Here is a 17,493-nt window from a genome sequence, read left to right on the forward strand (position 1 = left end):
TCCCGGCCGGGGAGGTGGGCCGCTCGTGCCGGGGAAAGGTGTAACGACCGGGGTGCCGGGGCCATTCCCGCACGGATGCGGGGGCGGGCCGGTCGGGGGTGGTGCTGCGGTCGTCCGTGGGGGTGTAACGACCGTCGGTGCCCGCTCATTCCGCCGGGGGGCGTCGGGCCGGGCCGTCGGGGGTGCTGCTGCGGTCGTACGCAGGGTGTAACGCCTCCGGGCCGGCCCGGATTCCGGCCCGGGGGTGCCGCCGGTCACGGGACGTCGACCCCATGACACGCAGACCGCCCGGGCGGGCGCGCAGCGTACTCCCGGAACCGGACACGGCGCGCACGACGGCCGTTACGGTCCCCGACCGGTGCCCCGCCGACCGGGCTGCGGGAGGCGGTCGGGTGGGCCGGTGCCGGCGGGTGACCGGGAACGACCGCGGACTCGGATGGTCCGGGCGGTTGCGGACATATCCCCGAGGTACCGCTGTGACAGTCCTGTTTGTCGGGAGATCCGGCGGTGTCAGACCTTGCGCTTGGTGTCGGCTTGATAGCGATTGCCTAACGGGCGTTCCGCTTCGGTGTGACGTGTCATAGCCTCCCGCTCACGGACCGAGCCATGGACCGGCGTTGTTCAGGCGGATGACAGAGGTGAGAGATGCAGGCGAGAAGGCTAAGGACGGCCGTGAGCCTCGTGGCCGTTGCAGCCCTGGCGGTCGGCGCGGCCGGCTGTGCGGAGAGCGACCGCGGCGATGACAGCAGTGGCGAGGCCAAGACGGGCGGCACCTTCATCTTCGCCGGTGCCGGTGACCCGAAGAACTTCGACCCGATCTTCAACGACGACGGTGAGTCGTTCCGGCCGGTCCGGCAGATGTACGACACGCTGATCCAGCACAAGCCGGGCACGGCTGACCTGGTGGGTGGCCTGGCCGAGAGCTGGGAGCACGACCCCGACGGCAAGGTCTGGACCTTCAAGCTGCGCCAGGGCGTGAAGTTCCACGACGGCACCCCCTTCAACTCGGCCGCGGTCTGCTACAACTTCGACCGCTGGTACAACATGAAGGGCGCCGCCGCCCAGTCGCAGATGATCTACTACCAGGACGTCTTCGGCGGGTTCGCCAAGAACGAGGCCGAGGGTGCCGGCCAGGCGCTCTACAACAAGTGCGAGGCCAAGGACGAGGGCACCGCCGTCGTCACCCTCAACCAGTACAAGGGTGCGTTCCCCGGCGCGTTCGCGCTGACCGCGCTCTCGATCGCCAGCCCGGAGGCCCTCAAGAAGGGCGACGCCGACACGGTCAAGCAGAACGGCGACTCCTTCGAGTACAGCTCGTTCGCGACCACCACCCCGGTCGGCACCGGCCCGTTCACGTTCGGCGGCTGGGACAAGGCCAAGAACGAGATCACCCTGAACCGCAACCCCGACTACTGGGGCGAGAAGGCCAAGGTCGACAAGGTCATCATCAAGGTGATCAAGGACGAGAACACCCGTAAGCAGGAGCTGCGCGCGGGCACCGTCCAGGGCATCGACTTCCCGGCTCCGGCCGACCGCAAGGCGCTGTCCGGTGAGGGCTTCCAGGTCCTCGACCGCCCGGCGTTCAACATCCTCTACCTGGGCATCAACCAGAAGAACCCCAAGCTGAAGGACCTGCGGGTACGCCAGGCGATCGCCTACGCCCTCAACCGTCAGCAGCTCGTGCAGACCAAGGGCCCTGGTGGCACCAAGGTCGCCGACGAGTTCATGCCGGACACCGTGCTCGGCTACGCCCCGGACGTGCAGAAGTACGAGTACAACCCGGACAAGGCCAAGCAGCTGCTCAAGGAGGCCGGTGCCGAGGGGCTGACCCTCAACTTCTACTACCCGCCGGACGTCTCCCGGCCGTACATGCCGAACCCGCAGGAGATCTTCACCGTCCTGGCCAACGACCTGCAGGCCGTCGGCATCAAGGTCAACGGCACGCCGCGTCCGTGGAACGGTGGTTTCAAGGACGACGTGCAGCAGTTCGGCAAGCAGGACCTGCACATCCTCGGCTGGACCGGTGACTACAACGACCCGGGCAACTTCGTCGGCACCTTCTTCGGCCGGGGCAAGGTCGAGTTCGGTGACCAGGCCATGACCGAGATGTTCGACGCGATCGCCAAGGCCGACGGCACCGTCGACGAGGCGGGCAAGAAGGCGGCCTGGGAGCAGGTCAACCGCGACATCGCCGCCAAGTGGCTGCCGGCCGTGCCGGTCTGGCACGCCCCGCCGGCCATCGTCGTCACCAAGGACGTGCAGGGGCTGGTCGCCAGCCCGCTGACCGACGAGCGCTTCAACACGGTCAGCGTCAGCAAGTGACGTCCGTCGGCTGACGCCGTAGGCGTGCATCGGCCCGGGTCGGGAGCAAGTGCCGGCCCGGGCCGATGCCGCGAACATCGAGAGTCTGGTGTGTGAGAGATGTTGCGAGTCATAGTCCGCCGCCTGCTGCAGCTGGTGGTGACGCTGATAGCGCTGTCCGCGCTGATTTTCGTCTGGTTGCGCAACCTGCCCGGCGGGCCGGTCGAGGCGCTGCTCGGCGAGCGGGCCACCCCGGAGCGGCGAGCGCTGCTGATCAAGGCCCTCGGCTACGACCAGCCGATCCTCGTGCAGTACGGCAAGTTCATGCAGCGGGTCATCACCGGGGACCTGGGCAACTCGATCCGCTCCGGTGACCCGGTCACCGACGTCATCGCCCGCGCCTTCCCGGCCACCATCGAACTGGCCGTCGCCGCCATGATCATCGCGGTCGGCCTGGGCGTGCCGCTGGGCTACCTCGCCGCCCGTTACCGGGGCCGACTCCTCGACAACCTGACCATCGCCGGCACCCTGCTCGGCATCTCGATCCCGATCTTCTTCCTGGGCTACCTGCTCAAGGACGTGCTCACCCAGGACATCCACTGGTTCCCGCCGTCCGGGCGGATCAGCACCGGGATGGACAACACCACCGTGACCGGGTTCTACGTCCTGGACGGCCTGCTCACCCGGGAGTTCGACGCCAGCGCCGACGCGCTCTGGCACCTGATCCTGCCGGCGGTCACGCTGGCCACGATCCCGCTGGCGGTGATCGTCCGGATCACCCGGGCCAGCGTGCTCGACGTACTCAACGAGGACTACGTGCGGACCGCCGAGGCGAAGGGCCTGCGGCACCGCACCATCCGGGGCCGGCACATCCTGCGCAACGCCCTGCTGCCGGTGGTCACCACCATCGGTCTGCAGACGGGCGCGCTGCTCTCCGGCGCGGTGCTCACCGAGAAGGTCTACAACTGGGGCGGCCTCGGCACCCTGATCACCGACTCGATCAGCGGCGGCCGGGACTATCCGGTGCTCCAGGCGATCATCCTGCTCGCCGCGTTGGTCTTCGTACTGGTCAACCTGCTGGTCGACCTCTCCTACGCGTTCATCGACCCGAGGGTGCGTGTGCGATGAGTGACCCGACCACCCGCCCCGGCGTGGGCAAGCCCCGCACCGGCGACACCCCCACCGACCAGCCCGCCGAGGGCCCGGCCGCCGATGGCCAGCCCGGCCAGCCCGGCGAGAACCCGACCGGCCAGCCCGGCGACAGCCCGGCACAGCGGCGGGAGCGCAGCATCGGTCGGCTCGGCGACCGTAAGCGGGCCCGGCTCGACGAGTTGGCGCGGGCGACCGCGGACCCGGGCGGGGTCAGCCTCTACCGGGACGCGCTGCGCCGGCTGCGCCGCAACCCGGTGGCCATCGTCGGTGCCGTCATCGTCGGACTGTTCGTGCTGGTGGCGATCTTCGCGCCGCTGATCGCCCCGCACGACCCGGTGCAGCGGTTCGACGAGCTGACCCGGGACCTGACCGTGGACAGCATCCCGGGCGCCACCGCCGGGCACCCGTTCGGCTCGGACCCGCTCGGTCGGGACTTCTTCTCCCGCATGATCCACGGCAGCCGGCAGACCCTCTTCGTCGGCGTGCTCGCCACCCTGATCGGCCTCACCCTGGGCGTACTGCTCGGTGCGGTGGCCGGTGCCTTCGGCGGCTGGGTCGACGTGGTGCTGATGCGCCTCACCGACGTGATGCTGGCGCTGCCCAGCCTGCTGCTGGCGATCACCCTGGTCGCGATGGCCAGCCGGTCGAGCCAGTGGACGGTCATCTTCGCGGTGGCGATCGTCAGCGTGCCGATCTTCGCCCGGCTGCTGCGCGGCTCGATGCTCGCCCAGCGGGAGAGCGACCACGTGCTCGCCGCGCGGGCGTTGGGCGTCAAGGAGCGCAACATCGTCCTGCGGCACATGCTGCCCAACTCGCTGACCGCGGTGATCGTGCAGGCCACCCTGACCTTCGCGGTGGCGATCCTGGACGCGGCGGCGTTGTCCTTCCTCGGCCTCGGCGACCCGGACATCAACCGGGCCGAGTGGGGGCTGATGCTGGGTGTGGACGGCCAGCGCTACTTCGAGGTCCGCCCCGAGCTGGCCTACTATCCGGCGCTCGCGATCATCGTGGTCGCGCTCGGTTTCACCCTGCTCGGTGAGGCGATGCGCGAGGCGATCGACCCGAAGAACCGGCGGTGACGGCGGTGCGGCAGGTCGGTGTGCGACCCGCCCGACCGGGGGCCGGCGGTCCCGGGCCGGGCGGTCACCCGGTGGGCCGGCGACCGCAGCCGGGAGCGAACGACCAGCACAGTGAGGAAGTGACCCGATGAGCCTGCTCGACGTACGCGATCTGAGCGTGGTGTTCCAGCGCCGGGGCGAGCGGCCGTTCGCGGCGGTCGACCAGGTCAGCTTCACGGTGGAACCGGGGCAGACGGTCGGCCTGGTCGGCGAGTCCGGCTGCGGCAAGAGCGTGACCAGCCTGGCCATCATGGGGCTGCTGCCGAAGCGGGGCAACCGGGTCACCGGCGAGGTGCTGTTCGAGGGCACCGACCTGCTCAAGCTGCGCCCGGACGACCTGCGGGACCGGCGGGGCCGGGACATCGGCATGATCTTCCAGGACCCGCTGTCCTCGCTGAACCCGGTCATCCCGATCGGGGTGCAGGTGGCCGAGGTGCTGGAGCGGCACCGGGGGATGGACCGGCGCAAGGCGCTGCGGGAGGCCCGGGAGCTGCTCGACGCGGTCGGCATCCCCGACCCGGACCGCCGGCTGACGGAGTTCCCGCACCAGATCTCCGGTGGGATGCGGCAGCGGGCCCTGATCGCCATCGCGTTGGCCTGCAAGCCCCGGTTGCTGATCGCGGACGAGCCGACGACCGCGCTGGACGTCACCATCCAGGCGCAGATCCTCACCCTGCTCAAGCAGCTGGTCGACGAGACCGGCACCGCGCTCATCATGATCACGCACGATCTCGGGGTGGTGGCCGGTCTCTGCGACACGGTCAACGTGCTCTACGGCGGCCGGGTGGTGGAGCGGGCCGCCCGGCACGAGCTGTTCGCCCGGCCCCGGCACCCGTACACGCACGGGTTGCTCAGCTCGGTGCCCCGGCTCGACTCGCCGCGGGGCGAGCGGCTGCACGCCATCCGGGGGTCGGTGGCCGACAACATCCCGTGGGTCGAGGGCTGCGCCTTCGCGCCGCGCTGCGACAACGTGGTGGACGCCTGCCTGGACGGCCCGCCCCCGTTGGAGCCCACCGCCACCGGCGGCGACCTGCGGTGCAACAACCCTGTTTCGGAGGAGGTGGCGGTGCCGTGACCGAACGGACCGGACCGGAGAACGAGGCCGCGACCCAGCGGTCGGCCACGGACGACGCCGCGACCGGGCGGGTGGGGACGGACGACGCCGCGACCGGGCTGCCGGGAACGGAGGCCGGGACGACCACCGCGCCGGGCGACGCCGGGGCCGGGCAGGGGCGGCCGCTGATCGAGCTGCGCGACGTCAAGGTGCACTTCCCGATCAAGAGTGGCCTGCTCTTCGACCGTACCGTCGGCTACGTCTACGCGGTCGACGGCGTCTCACTGTCGATCAACGCGGGTGAGACGTACGGCCTGGTGGGCGAGTCGGGGTGCGGCAAGTCGACGCTCGGCCGGGGCCTGCTGCGGCTGGTCGAGCCGACCGACGGTGAGATCGTCTTCGACGGTGCCGACGTGCGCGCGCTCAAGGGCGAGTCGATGCGCAAGGCCCGCCGCCGGATGCAGATGATCTTCCAGGACCCGTTGTCCAGCCTGGACCCCCGGCAGTCGGTGGAGTCGCTGCTGGTGGAGGGGCTCAAGGCGCACGGGCTGGCCGACGACAAGGAGGCGACGAGCCGGCGGCTGCGGGACACCCTGAAGGCGGTCGGGCTGCCCGCCTCGGCGTTGAGCAAGTACCCGCACGAGTTCTCCGGCGGGCAGCGCCAGCGCATCGGTATCGCCCGCGCACTGGTCCTCGACCCGGATCTGATCGTCGCCGACGAACCCGTCTCCGCCCTGGACGTGTCGATCCAGGCCCAGGTGCTCAACCTGCTGGAGGACCTCCAGAACGAGCGCGGGCTGACGTACCTGATCATCGCGCACGACCTGGCGGTGGTCCGGCACATCGCCGACACGGTCGGGGTGATGTACCTGGGTGGGCTGGTGGAGGAGGCGTCCAGCGACGACCTCTACCGGGAGCCGATGCACCCGTACACCAGGGCGTTGATGTCGGCGGTGCCGGTGCCGGACCCGCTGGTGGAGGACCGGCGGGAGCGGATCCTGCTCGCCGGTGACCTGCCGTCGCCCACCAACCCGCCGGCCGGCTGCCGGTTCCACACCCGGTGCCCGTGGGCGCAGCCGACCCGCTGCGCCGACGAGCGGCCGGCGCTGCGGGACGTCGTGGGCGGGCACCGGGTGGCCTGCCACTTCGCCGAGGACATCGCCGCCGGGCGGCTCCGCCCGCACGACGTGGCGCCGGAGCTGGTCCGGCCGGACGACGGCGGGGCGCCGGGGGACACCGGTGAGCTGATCCCCACCCTGTGAGCACCTGACGAGGCCCCTTCCCGGGTACGGGAAGGGGCCTCGTCACGCGCCACGCCGATCGGGCGGCCGGCGGGACGGGTGCGGGCCGCCGCAGCGGCGGTGATCCCCGGCGACGCCGACCGGACCGCTGCGGTGCCGGGTCAGCCCTCGGGGCGGTGCAGCAGGGCCACCGCGATGGTGTGTACGGCGTCCAGGCCGGCCGGGTCGGCCAGCTTGGCGGTCCCGCCCGTCACCGCGTACCACTCGTCGGCGTCCTTGTACTGGACGGCGAGGGTGACCTGGCCGTCGGCGTACCGGGACTTCAGGGTCAGCTCACCGGTCACCACACCGACCTCGTCGGTCATCACCCCACCGGGGCCGGCGACCAGGTCGGCGGTCAGCTCGCGGGGCGTACCGTCGCCGCCCGCGTCGGCGGTCATCCCCGCGCCGGGCACCTCGGCCGAGCCGGCGGCCCGGCCGTCGGCGGTCATCCCGGCGGTGGCCGCCGCTGCGGCCCCGCCCCCGTCGACCCCGTCGCCGGCCGGTGCCGCCCCCTCGGGTGCCGCCCCGGCTCCGGTCGTTGCCGCCCCGGCCGGGGCGGCCCCGGCGTCGGCACCGCCCGGGCCGGTCGGTGTCAGCGCTTGCCCGCCCATGTGCACCCTCCCAACATGTCGGTGATGGCGGCCTTCTCGGCGCTGGTCACCGTCAACTTCCAGTGGTGCTTGACCTCTACCCAGTGTTCCGCGTACGTGCACCAGTAGGCGCGGTTCGGCGGTTTCCACTGCGACGGGTCCTGGTCACCCTTGGACCGGTTGGAGCTGGCCGAGACCGCGAAGAGCTGCGGGCGGGTCAGGTCGTTGGCGAAGTCACCCCGCCTGGCGTCGTCCCACTCGTCGGCGCCGGAACGCCACGCGTTGGCCAACGGCACCATGTGGTCGATGTCCACGTCGGAGGGGTCGGTGAAGGTCCGACCGTCGTAGACGCTCTCCCACCGCCCGCCGACCACGTTGCAGCCGGAGAGGCGGATGTCCTTCCCGTCCCGCTGGAGCACGCTGTCCCGGACGTCGCAGTTCTTGCCGGTGTCCCGCCAGTGCGGAAAGCGGTCGCGGCTGTAGCCCTTCATCGAACCGGCCTCGGCGACGGTCAGCTCCGCGAGCTGCTCACCGACGTTGCCGGAGTTGCCGGGTGGCGCCTCCGGCTCGGCCACCGAGACGTCACAACCACCCGCGCCGAGGGCGAGCAGCGCGGCAAGGGCCGCCGCCACCGCCGCGCGGCCTCCTGATCTGGTACGCACAGACGACACCTCTCCAGCTTGCGGGCTTCCGGCGATCCCGCACAGTACCCAAGCACGGTTTCCGCATTTCGTGGCGTCTCCGGATGTGGGCGTGCAGATTGGTACCCATGACGGCACCGGCTCACGCGCTCCGTATCCGTACCACAGCCGGGCGGGGGACGCTGCTCGCCGCGATCCTCGCCTCCGGCATGGTGTTCCTGGACAGCACCGTGGTCAACGTGGCACTACCCCGCCTGGGTGCGGACCTCGACGCCACCGTGGCCGGTCTCCAGTGGACGGTCAACGGCTACGCGCTGATGCTGGCGGCCTTCGTCCTGCTCGGCGGGTCGCTCGGGGACCGGTTCGGCCGGCGGCGGATCTTCCTGATCGGGGTGGTCTGGTTCGCGGTCGCCTCCGTACTGTGCGGGCTCGCCCAGGACACCAACCAGTTGATCGCCGCCCGGTTCCTCCAGGGTGCGGGCGGGGCGCTGCTCACCCCCGGGTCGCTGTCGGTGCTCCAGGCGAGCTTCCACCCGGACGACCGGGGCCGGGCGATCGGCACCTGGTCCGGGCTGTCCGGCGTGTCCACCGCGCTCGGCCCGTTCGTCGGGGGTTGGCTGATCGACGCGCTCTCCTGGCGGTGGATCTTCTTCATCAACCTGCCGCTCGCGGTCGGCGTGCTGCTGGCCGCGATGCGCTGGGTGCCGGAGAGCCGCGACGAGAACGTCTCCCGCAGTGCCGGCCGACGGTTCGACATCGCCGGGGCGTTGCTCGGCGCGCTGGCGCTGGGCGGGCTCACCTACGCCCTGATCGACGCCCCGGTACGCGGGGTCGGCTCCTGGTCGGTGCCGCTGGCCGCCGGTGCCGGTGTCCTCGCCGCGGTCTCCTTCGTGCTGCTGGAACGGCACCGGGGTGAGGGGGCGATGCTGCCCACCACGATCTTCGGCAGTCGGCTCTTCTCGGTGCTGAACGTCTTCACCGTGCTGGTCTACGCCGCGCTGAGCGGGTTCACCTTCTTCCTCTCCGTCTACCTGCAGAACGTCGTCGGCTGGTCGGCGCTGCGGACCGGGTTGGCCACCGTACCGATGACGGTGCTGCTGCTGCTCGGTTCGGCGCGGGCCGGGGCGTTGTCGGCGCGGATCGGCCCCCGGCTGCTGCTGACCGTCGGCCCGGTCGTCGCCGCGGGCGGGCTGTTGCTGCTGCGCCGGGTCGGGCCGGGGGCGTCGTACTGGTGGGACGTGCTGCCCGGGGTGCTGCTGTTCGGGATCGGGCTGACCCTGGTGGTGGCGCCGTTGACCGCGTCGGTGCTGGCTGCCGTGGCGGACCGGTTCGCCGGGGTGGCCAGCGGCTTCAACAACGCCGCGTCGCGCACCGGCGGCCTGCTCGCGGTGGCCGCGTTGCCGTTGCTGGTGGGTCTGTCCGGTACCGGCTACGAGCAGGCCGGTGCGCTGACCGACGCGTTCCGGGGGGCGATGGCCTGGTGTGCCGGCCTGCTGCTCGGCGGTGCGCTGCTGGCCGCCCTGCTGGTCCACCGCCCGCCGTCCCCGGACCACGCGCCGGGTCGCACCGGGCCGTCGCCCCGGCGCGGGTAGCGGCCGGGGCCGGTGGTCGTCCGGGATCGTCCGGCGGTGACCACCGGCCCCGGGCCGGCGTACGGGCGTGCGATCAGTGCCGGGTGCGGTTGGCGGCGCTGGTGACGGCCTTGATGGAGGCGGTGACGATGTTGGGGTCGGTGCCGACGCCCCACACGGTCTGGCCGTTGATGTCGCACTCCACGTAGGCGGCGGCCTGGGCGTCGCCACCTGAGGAGAGGGCGTGCTCGTGGTAGTCCAGCACGCGTACGGCCACCCCCACCGACTGGAGCGCGTTGACGTACGCGTCGATGGGGCCGTTGCCGACGGCGGTGAGGGTGCGCGCCGCGCCGTCGACGACCACCTGGGCCTCGATCTCGACCTTGCCGTCGACGGTGCCGATCGTGTAGCCGGTCAGCGTGACGGCCGGGTCGACCTGGTGGTCGAGCAGGTAGTTGCGGGCGAAGATCTGCCACATGGTGCCCGGCTCGACCTCGCCACCGTCGTGGTCGGTGACCTGCTGCACGACGCCCGAGAACTCGATCTGGAGCCGGCGCGGCAGGTCCAGCTGGTGCTCGGATTTCATGATGTACGCCACGCCGCCCTTGCCGGACTGCGAGTTGACCCGGATGACCGCCTCGTAGGTGCGGCCCAGGTCCTTCGGGTCGATCGGCAGGTAGGGCACCGCCCAGGTGAACTCGTCGATCGGCACCCCGGCCGCCTCGGCGTCGCGGTGCAGCGCGTCGAAGCCCTTCTTGATGGCGTCCTGGTGGGAGCCGGAGAAGGCGGTGTAGACCAGGTCGCCGGCGTACGGGTGGCGCTCGTGTACGGGGAGCTGGTTGCAGTATTCGACGGCCCGCTTGACCTCGTCGATGTTGGAGAAGTCGATCATGGGGTCGATGCCCTGGGAGAACAGGTTCAGCCCCAGCGTCACCAGGTCGACGTTGCCGGTGCGTTCGCCGTTGCCGAACAGGCAGCCCTCGATCCGGTCCGCGCCGGCCAGCAGGCCCAGCTCGGCGGCGGCGACCCCGGTGCCCCGGTCGTTGTGCGGGTGCAGGCTCAGCACCAGGCTGTCCCGGCGGGGCAGGTGCCGGTGCATCCACTCGATCGAGTCGGCGTAGACGTTGGGGGTGGCCATCTCGACGGTGGCCGGCAGGTTGATGATCAGCTTGCGGTCCGGGGTGGGGTCGATCACCTCGATGACCTTGGCGCACACCTCCACCGCGTACTCCAGCTCGGTGCCGGTGTACGACTCGGGCGAGTACTCGTAGTAGATGTCGGTGTCCGGGGTGTGGATCTCGGCGTACTTGCGGCACAACCGGGCGCCCTGGGTGGCGATGTCGGCGATGCCGTCGCGGTCCAGGCCGAAGACCACCCGACGCTGGAGGGTGGAGGTGGAGTTGTAGAAGTGCACGATGGCCCGGCGTGCGCCGCGCAGCGACTCGAAGGTCCGCTCGATCAGGTGCTCCCGGCACTGGGTGAGCACCTGGATGGTGACGTCCTCGGGGATCAGGTCCTGCTCGATGAGCTGCCGGACGAAGTCGAAGTCGGTCTGGCTGGCCGACGGGAAGCCGACCTCGATCTCCTTGTAGCCCATCTGCACCAGCAGCTGGAACATCCGCCGCTTGCGTTCCGGCGACATCGGGTCGATCAGGGCCTGGTTGCCGTCGCGCAGGTCGACCGCGCACCAGCGGGGGGCGGCCTCGACGTGCCGGGTCGGCCAGGTGCGGTCCGGCAGGTCGATCCGGAACTGCTGGTGGTAGGGCTCGTAGCGCTGGTACGGCATCCGGCTGGGACGTTGCCGGGCGATCTGATCGGCTTCGGCGTCGGTGGTGACAGGTTGAGCCATGACGGAGTGCTCCCGTGGGTCAGGTGGCGTCAGCATTGCGAATGATGTCGGCAGGGGTCGGGCGGCGATGCCCGGACGGGTGCCGAGAGAAGTTCGGATCTGCTGGACGGCGCGGTTCGACTCCGCGACGGGGTGCCGGCCGGTCAGGCCCCGTCGCGGCGACCAAGGAGAAGGTACGCCTGCCACATGACAGAGTGACCCTACGTGATGAGACGGGGGGTGGGAAGGTCGGTCCGGACTCTGAGATCCGCATCGCACCCGCCGGGATCGGCACCGGTCCGGCGGTGACCCGTCAACTCAGCAGCAGGGCGTGGACGGGGTGCCGGTGCCGCAGGGCGGTCTCCCGGCGCAGCAACTCCTCGGGCAGCGTGGACGGGTCGCCGAGCCGGCCGACGGCGGTCACCACCAGGGGGCGGACCCCCGGCGGCAGGTCCAGGTCGGCGGCGAGCGCGGCCCGGTCGAGGTCGCGGATCTGGCGCGTGTACAGGCCGAGGGCGGTGGCCTGGACGGTCAGGTGGGCGATCGACTGGCCCAGGTCGTACGCGTGCCGTTCCGGGTCGCCGCCGGTGTGCGCGCCCACCACCAGCGCGGCGGCGTGCCGGGCCCAGCCCTGGTCGGCCTCGGTGAGGCTGACCAGGATGCGTTTCCAGGTCTCGTCGTCGCGGTGGCCGAGGGCGAACCGCCACGGCTGGGCGTTCCCGGCCGACGGGGCCCAGCGGGCGGCCTCCAGCAGGGACGCGGCCTCGTCGCCGGTCAGCTCGGCGGTCGGGTGGAACGCCCGGGGGCTCCACCGGTAGGCGAGCAGCGGAGTGAGATCAGCCATGCGAAGAGAATCCCGTATGAGCTTTTTGACCACTTTCGTTGCCCTGGCAAATGTGGTCAAGAGCACCCGTAACGCCTTAACGGGTCAGGACGTTCCCGGGCTCGGGGAGGGCTGCTCCGCCTGCTGCCCCAGCGGCTCCCCGGTCACCACCGGCCCCGCCAGCGGCACCGTGTCCGGCGCCGGCCCGGGCGGGCCGGCCAGGGTCAACGTGCCCAGTGCCGCCCGGACGAAGGTGGGCGTACCGTCCGGCTGGTAGCAGTAGATCCCCACGTCCAGCGGTGGGGTCAGCGAGGCGGCGGTGCTCTCCACCGCGTAGCAGCTCCCGGGCACCCCGGGCGGGGCCGTCGCCACCGAGACCGACAGTGCGCTACGCCGGTCGGTGAGCACCGCCAACCAGTCGGTGAACGGGTGCTGCACCCGGGGGTCCAGCGGGCGCGGCACCGCATCGTCGCGCCCGCCGAGCCGTACACAGCTCGCCGGCCCGGGACGGCCGGCCGACGGCAGCCCGCACTGGAAGAGCCCGTCCGGGGTGGCGGCGAGCGCGACGTCGGCCGTACCGCCGAGTGCGCCTCCCGGCACGTCCACCCGCCAGCTGCCGTCCGTGGCGCTGACCACCGTGATGTCACGGGTCGGGCCGTCGGTGCCGGACAGGGTGTAGCGGGCGGTCAGGTGCCGGTCCCGGGCGGCGGCGGCCAACGCGGCCAGCTCGTCCCGGGCGGTGTCCGCCACGGCCGGCGCGGGATCGGAGGGGGCCGCGGTCGGCGGTGCGGTCGGGCCGTCGGCGGCGCAGCCGGCCGGCAACACCAGCAACACGGGCAGCACCAGCAGCAGCGGAGCCGGCAGCGTCGGCCGGGACGGGGCCGGGACGACGATCGACCGGCGGGCCGTGCGGGGGTGGGCTTGCACCGGGTCATTCTGCGCCGGGCGGCCGTCGCGGGCAGCCCCGCGCCCACGGGTCGCCGGGTCGGCGTGTCGGCGCCGCCGCACGGGAAATGCCCGTCCGGATCGCCCGCCCGCGCCGGATGGTGGGATCACCTGACCCGCTCTCGCGTACCGCCCGATACCCTGGGGAGGTCTGACACGCGCCGCCGGACTTCAGCCGGCGGCGTCGGCACGCTCAGGGTCGTCGCTGGGAGGGAGTGCGCCGTCGTGGCACTCGTGGTGCAGAAGTACGGCGGGTCCTCCGTCGCCAACGCCGAGCGGATCAAGCGGGTCGCCGAGCGGATCGTCGCCGCCCGCAAGGCCGGTGACGACGTCGTGGTGGTGGTCTCCGCCATGGGCGACACCACCGACGAGCTGCTCGACCTGGCCAACCAGATCAGCCCGCTGCCGCCGGGGCGTGAGCTGGACATGCTGCTCACCGCCGGGGAGCGGATCTCGATGGCGCTGCTCGCCATGGCGATCCACAACCTGGGGTACGAGGCCCGCTCGTTCACCGGTTCGCAGGCCGGGGTGATCACCACCTCGGCGCACGGTCGGGCGCGGATCATCGACGTCACCCCCGGGCGGCTCAAGGGCGCGCTCGACGAGGGGGCGGTGGTGATCGTGGCCGGCTTCCAGGGCGTCTCGCAGGACACCAAGGACGTCACCACCCTGGGCCGGGGTGGTTCGGACACCACCGCCGTGGCGCTCGCCGCCGCGTTGTACGCCGACGTCTGCGAGATCTACACCGACGTGGACGGCGTCTTCACCGCCGACCCGCGGATCGTGCCCAACGCCCGGCACATCCGGCACATCACCTACGAGGAGATGCTGGAGCTGGCCGCCTGCGGCGCCAAGGTGCTGCACCTGCGCAGCGTGGAGTACGCCCGCCGGGCGGGGTTGCCGATCCACGTCCGTTCGTCATACTCGACCAACACCGGCACCATGGTCACCGGATCGATGGAGGACCTTCCCGTGGAACAGGCACTGATCACCGGGGTCGCCCACGACCGCAGCGAGGCGAAGATCACGATCGTCGGGGTGCCCGACGAGCCGGGCGCGGCCGCCAGCATCTTCGACACCGTGGCCGGTGCCGAGATCAACATCGACATGATCGTGCAGAACGTCTCCACCGAGGGCACCGGGCGTACCGACATCTCGTTCACCCTGCCCAAGGCCGACGGCCCGACGGCGATGGCCGCGCTCAGCAAGATCCAGGAGCCGGTCAAGTTCAAGGGCCTGCTCTACGACGACCACGTCGGCAAGGTGTCGCTGATCGGTGCGGGCATGCGGTCGCACCCGGGCGTGGCGGCCGGGTTCTTCGCCGCCCTCGGCGCGGCCGGCGTCAACATCGAGATGATCTCCACCTCGGAGATCCGGGTCTCCGTGGTCTGCCGGGACACCGACCTCGACCGGGCGGTCCGGGCCATCCACGACCAGTTCGAGTTGGGCGGCGACTCCGAAGCCGTGGTGTACGCGGGAACAGGACGGTAGCCCCGGTGGCACCGCAGCCCACCCTGGCCGTGGTCGGGGCGACGGGGGCTGTCGGCACCGTGCTGTGTGACCTGCTCTCCGCCCGGCGCAACGTCTGGGGAGAGATCCGGCTGCTCGCCTCGGCCCGCTCGGTCGGGCGGAAGGTGCGCTGCCGGGGTGAGGAGTTGACCGTCGGCGCACTCACCCCGGAGGCGTTCGACGGGGTCGACGTGGCGGTCTTCGACGTGCCCGACGAGGTGTCGGCGCGGTGGGCGCCGATCGCGGTCGACCGGGGAGCGGTGGTCGTCGACAACTCCGCCGCGTTCCGGATGGACCCGGACGTCCCGCTGGTGGTGCCCGAGATCAACCCGGAGCAGGTGGACCACCGCCCCCGGGGGATCATCGCCAACGCCAACTGCACCACGCTGACCATGATCGTGGCGATCGCCCCGCTGCACCGCGAGTACGGCCTACGGGAGCTGGTGCTCGCGTCCTACCAGGCGGTGTCGGGGGCGGGCCAGGCCGGGGTGGACGCGCTGCACCGGCAACTCGGCAAGATCGCCGGGGACCGGGTGCTCGGCTGCCGGCCCGGTGACGTCCGGCAGGCGGTCGGCGACGACCTGGGGCCCTTCCCGGCGCCGCTGGCGTTGAACGTGGTGCCGTGGGCGGGGTCGCTGGCCGACGACGGGTGGTCCTCCGAGGAGATGAAGGTCCGCAACGAGTCCCGCAAGATCCTCGGTCTGCCCGACCTGAAGGTCTCCGCCACCTGCGTACGGGTGCCGGTGGTGACCGGCCACTCGGTCGCGGTGCACGCCGTCTTCGCCACCGAGGTCGACGCGGAGGGGGCCCGGGAGGCGCTGCGCAACGCCCCCGGCGTGATCCTGGTCGACGACCCGGCCGCCGGTGAGTTCCCGATGCCCATCGACGCGGTCGGCACCGACCCCTCCTGGGTCGGCCGGATCCGCCGGGCCGTCGACGACCCGCGCGCCCTCGACTTCTTCGTCACCGGCGACAACCTCCGCAAGGGCGCCGCCCTCAACACCGCACAGGTCGCCGAACTCGTGGTAAAACCCCGCTCCCGCCCCTGACCGACCGGTCGGGCGGTCCCGTCCGAGCTGAAGCGGACGGGCCAGCCCGCCAACTGGTCAGCCGGTGGACAGGTGGACGCGGTCCCGGCCCCGGTGCTTGGCGGCATAGAGGGCCTGGTCGGCGCGGTGCAGGGTGCGGTCGGCCGCCTCACCGGGGTGGGGGAGGGCCACACCGACGCTGATCGTACGGCCGGTGCGCCGGGCCGCCTCGGTGAGCCGCTCGGCGATCCGGACCGCCTCGTCCGGGTGCGCCACCTCGATCACCGCGACGAACTCGTCGCCGCCGGTGCGGTACAGCTCGTCGCCGTGCCGCAGCGCCGCCTCCAGGGCCCGGGCCAGCCCCACCAGCAACCGGTCCCCGGCCTGGTGACCGTAGGTGTCGTTGACGGTCTTGAAACCGTCCACGTCGATGGCGAGCAGTGCGGTACGCCCGGGGGCGGCCGCCGCGATCCGCCGCCCGAACGTGCCGGTGTGCCGCAGCCCGGTGAGCGGGTCCAGGCTGGCCTGCTCCCGCAGCTGGGCCAGGGTGCGCAGCCGCTCCAGGGCGGCCCACGCCTGCCCGGCGAGCAACTCCATCAGGTTGACCGTGGTCGGGTCGGGGCGCAGCAACCGTTCGTCGGCGACCAGCAGCACCCCACCGTCGTCCGGCGGACCGACCGGCACCGACACCAGGGTGCGCACCCCGGCACGGGCCAGCGCGAGATGTTCCTCGGTGGGCGGGCACCCCACCTCACCCAGCGTGTACGCCGCGCCGTACCGGTGGGCCCGCGCGACGAGCCGGTCGAGTTGCGCGGCCGGGGCGTCGGCGAGAGCGGCCCGGATCCGCGACTCCCACTCGGTGGGGACCGTCGTGGGTGCGCCGACCCGGGGACCGTGCCGACCGGCGAGCACCAGCACTGCGGTGGAGAGGGTGGAGACCTCCCGGGCGGCGGTGAGCGCGGCGGCCATCAGATCCCAGTCGGTGGGCGCCGAGGTCATCGCGGTGGCGTGCCGGAGCAGTTTCTCGCTGCGGCTCTCGGCGGGCGGCCCGCCCAGCGCCGCGATCCGGGCCCCGAGGCGCTCGGCGAGGCGTTCAGCCGTCTCCCGCCACGGGGCCAGCTCGACCGGCCCGCTCCACTGGAGGTCGAGCACGCCGATCACCCGCCCCGCCGGGTCCCGCACCGGCACGCAGACCTCGGCCGTGACGTCGGGGCGTAACGGCAGGTAGTCGGGGTCGGTGGTGACGTCGTCGACGGTGGCGCCCTCGCCGCCGGCGTACACCCGGCCGACGATGCCCGACTTGGGGGCGACGGTGGAGAACACCTGCCAGGCGCCGGTCGCGGCGATGCAACGGAGCCGGTCGTGTGCCTGGAGCAGGACGGAGATCGTGGCGGGGACGTACCGGGCGAGCGCGGTCACCGTCCACCGGCACGCCTCGGCAGCGGTCGACGCCATCGGCAGGCGGACCGTGACGTCCCGGACGACTCGCTCGTGATCCACGTTTTTCCAGGTGAGAAGGCCCGACGGGTGCCGGGGGCTGCAATCAAGCGTACTCAGCGGGAAGGAGGCGGTCACACTAAGATCACTTCGTTCGTACACATGTTTCATCCACAGGGTGTGGACAGGGCCTGTGGGCGATAGCGTGGGAGG

At 71.9% G+C, this 17,493-nt stretch carries 14 protein-coding genes; 8 read left to right on the forward strand and 6 right to left on the reverse strand.

Annotated features, from left to right (window positions below):
- The first annotated feature begins 645 nt into the window (after positions 1 to 645).
- The 5 genes from JQN83_RS14505 to JQN83_RS14525 all read left to right on the forward strand — a co-directional run bounded on the left by JQN83_RS14505 (position 646) and on the right by JQN83_RS14525 (position 6,887).
- Positions 646 to 2,322: an ABC transporter substrate-binding protein gene (locus JQN83_RS14505; protein ID WP_208567677.1), complete on the forward strand. Its 1,677-nt coding sequence runs from the start codon at positions 646 to 648 to the stop codon at positions 2,320 to 2,322.
- 99 nt (positions 2,323 to 2,421) lie between these two features.
- Positions 2,422 to 3,429, forward strand: a complete 1,008-nt coding sequence (locus JQN83_RS14510) for an ABC transporter permease (protein ID WP_208567678.1) — start codon at positions 2,422 to 2,424, stop codon at positions 3,427 to 3,429.
- A complete protein-coding gene (locus JQN83_RS14515) occupies positions 3,426 to 4,532 on the forward strand; it encodes an ABC transporter permease subunit (protein ID WP_244252483.1) in 1,107 nt (368 codons plus the stop codon). Before JQN83_RS14510 ends, JQN83_RS14515 begins: the two co-directional genes overlap by 4 nt.
- 127 nt (positions 4,533 to 4,659) lie before the next feature.
- Positions 4,660 to 5,646 carry an ABC transporter ATP-binding protein gene (locus tag JQN83_RS14520; RefSeq protein ID WP_208567679.1) on the forward strand — a complete coding sequence of 329 codons (987 nt, stop codon included), beginning with the start codon at positions 4,660 to 4,662 and terminating at the stop codon, positions 5,644 to 5,646.
- Positions 5,647 to 5,810: 164 nt separating this feature from the next.
- Positions 5,811 to 6,887: an ABC transporter ATP-binding protein gene (locus JQN83_RS14525; RefSeq protein WP_208567919.1), complete on the forward strand. Its 1,077-nt coding sequence runs from the start codon at positions 5,811 to 5,813 to the stop codon at positions 6,885 to 6,887.
- 140 nt (positions 6,888 to 7,027) lie between these two features.
- Here JQN83_RS14525 and JQN83_RS14530 read toward each other — a convergent pair whose 3' ends face one another.
- The gene (locus JQN83_RS14530; RefSeq protein WP_208567680.1) at positions 7,028 to 7,519 is read right to left on the reverse strand and encodes a hypothetical protein; all 492 of its coding nucleotides are present in this window, start codon (positions 7,517 to 7,519) and stop codon (positions 7,028 to 7,030) included.
- Positions 7,501 to 8,160, reverse strand: coding sequence for an HNH endonuclease family protein (locus JQN83_RS14535; protein WP_208567920.1), 660 nt, complete (start codon positions 8,158 to 8,160; stop codon positions 7,501 to 7,503). Before JQN83_RS14535 ends, JQN83_RS14530 begins: the two co-directional genes overlap by 19 nt.
- Before the next feature lie 107 nt (positions 8,161 to 8,267).
- Between JQN83_RS14535 and JQN83_RS14540 the strand changes: the two genes are divergently transcribed.
- Entirely contained in the window at positions 8,268 to 9,731 is a 1,464-nt protein-coding gene (locus JQN83_RS14540; RefSeq protein WP_208567681.1) for an MFS transporter, read from the forward strand.
- Positions 9,732 to 9,804: 73 nt separating this feature from the next.
- Here JQN83_RS14540 and leuA read toward each other — a convergent pair whose 3' ends face one another.
- The 3 genes from leuA to JQN83_RS14555 all read right to left on the reverse strand — a co-directional run bounded on the left by leuA (position 9,805) and on the right by JQN83_RS14555 (position 13,288).
- Complete coding sequence (leuA, locus tag JQN83_RS14545) at positions 9,805 to 11,559, reverse strand: 2-isopropylmalate synthase (RefSeq protein WP_208567682.1); 1,755 nt, start codon at positions 11,557 to 11,559, stop codon at positions 9,805 to 9,807.
- Positions 11,560 to 11,851: 292 nt separating this feature from the next.
- Positions 11,852 to 12,382: a nitroreductase family protein gene (locus tag JQN83_RS14550; protein ID WP_208567683.1), complete on the reverse strand. Its 531-nt coding sequence runs from the start codon at positions 12,380 to 12,382 to the stop codon at positions 11,852 to 11,854.
- Positions 12,383 to 12,466: 84 nt separating this feature from the next.
- Positions 12,467 to 13,288, reverse strand: a complete 822-nt coding sequence (locus JQN83_RS14555; protein ID WP_208567684.1) for a hypothetical protein — start codon at positions 13,286 to 13,288, stop codon at positions 12,467 to 12,469.
- Positions 13,289 to 13,531: 243 nt separating this feature from the next.
- On the opposite strand from JQN83_RS14555, the gene JQN83_RS14560 reads away from it, so the two are divergent.
- Together JQN83_RS14560 and JQN83_RS14565 are read left to right on the forward strand one after the other, a co-directional pair.
- Positions 13,532 to 14,797, forward strand: a complete 1,266-nt coding sequence (locus JQN83_RS14560) for an aspartate kinase (RefSeq protein ID WP_208567685.1) — start codon at positions 13,532 to 13,534, stop codon at positions 14,795 to 14,797.
- Positions 14,798 to 14,802: 5 nt separating this feature from the next.
- The gene (locus tag JQN83_RS14565) at positions 14,803 to 15,864 is read left to right on the forward strand and encodes an aspartate-semialdehyde dehydrogenase (protein ID WP_208567686.1); all 1,062 of its coding nucleotides are present in this window, start codon (positions 14,803 to 14,805) and stop codon (positions 15,862 to 15,864) included.
- Positions 15,865 to 15,921: 57 nt separating this feature from the next.
- Here JQN83_RS14565 and JQN83_RS14570 read toward each other — a convergent pair whose 3' ends face one another.
- Entirely contained in the window at positions 15,922 to 17,343 is a 1,422-nt protein-coding gene (locus JQN83_RS14570; RefSeq protein ID WP_307799291.1) for a GGDEF domain-containing protein, read from the reverse strand.
- Positions 17,344 to 17,493 lie beyond the last annotated feature (150 nt).

Source organism: Micromonospora antibiotica (assembly GCF_017599305.1).
Lineage (GTDB): Bacteria > Actinomycetota > Actinomycetes > Mycobacteriales > Micromonosporaceae > Micromonospora > Micromonospora antibiotica.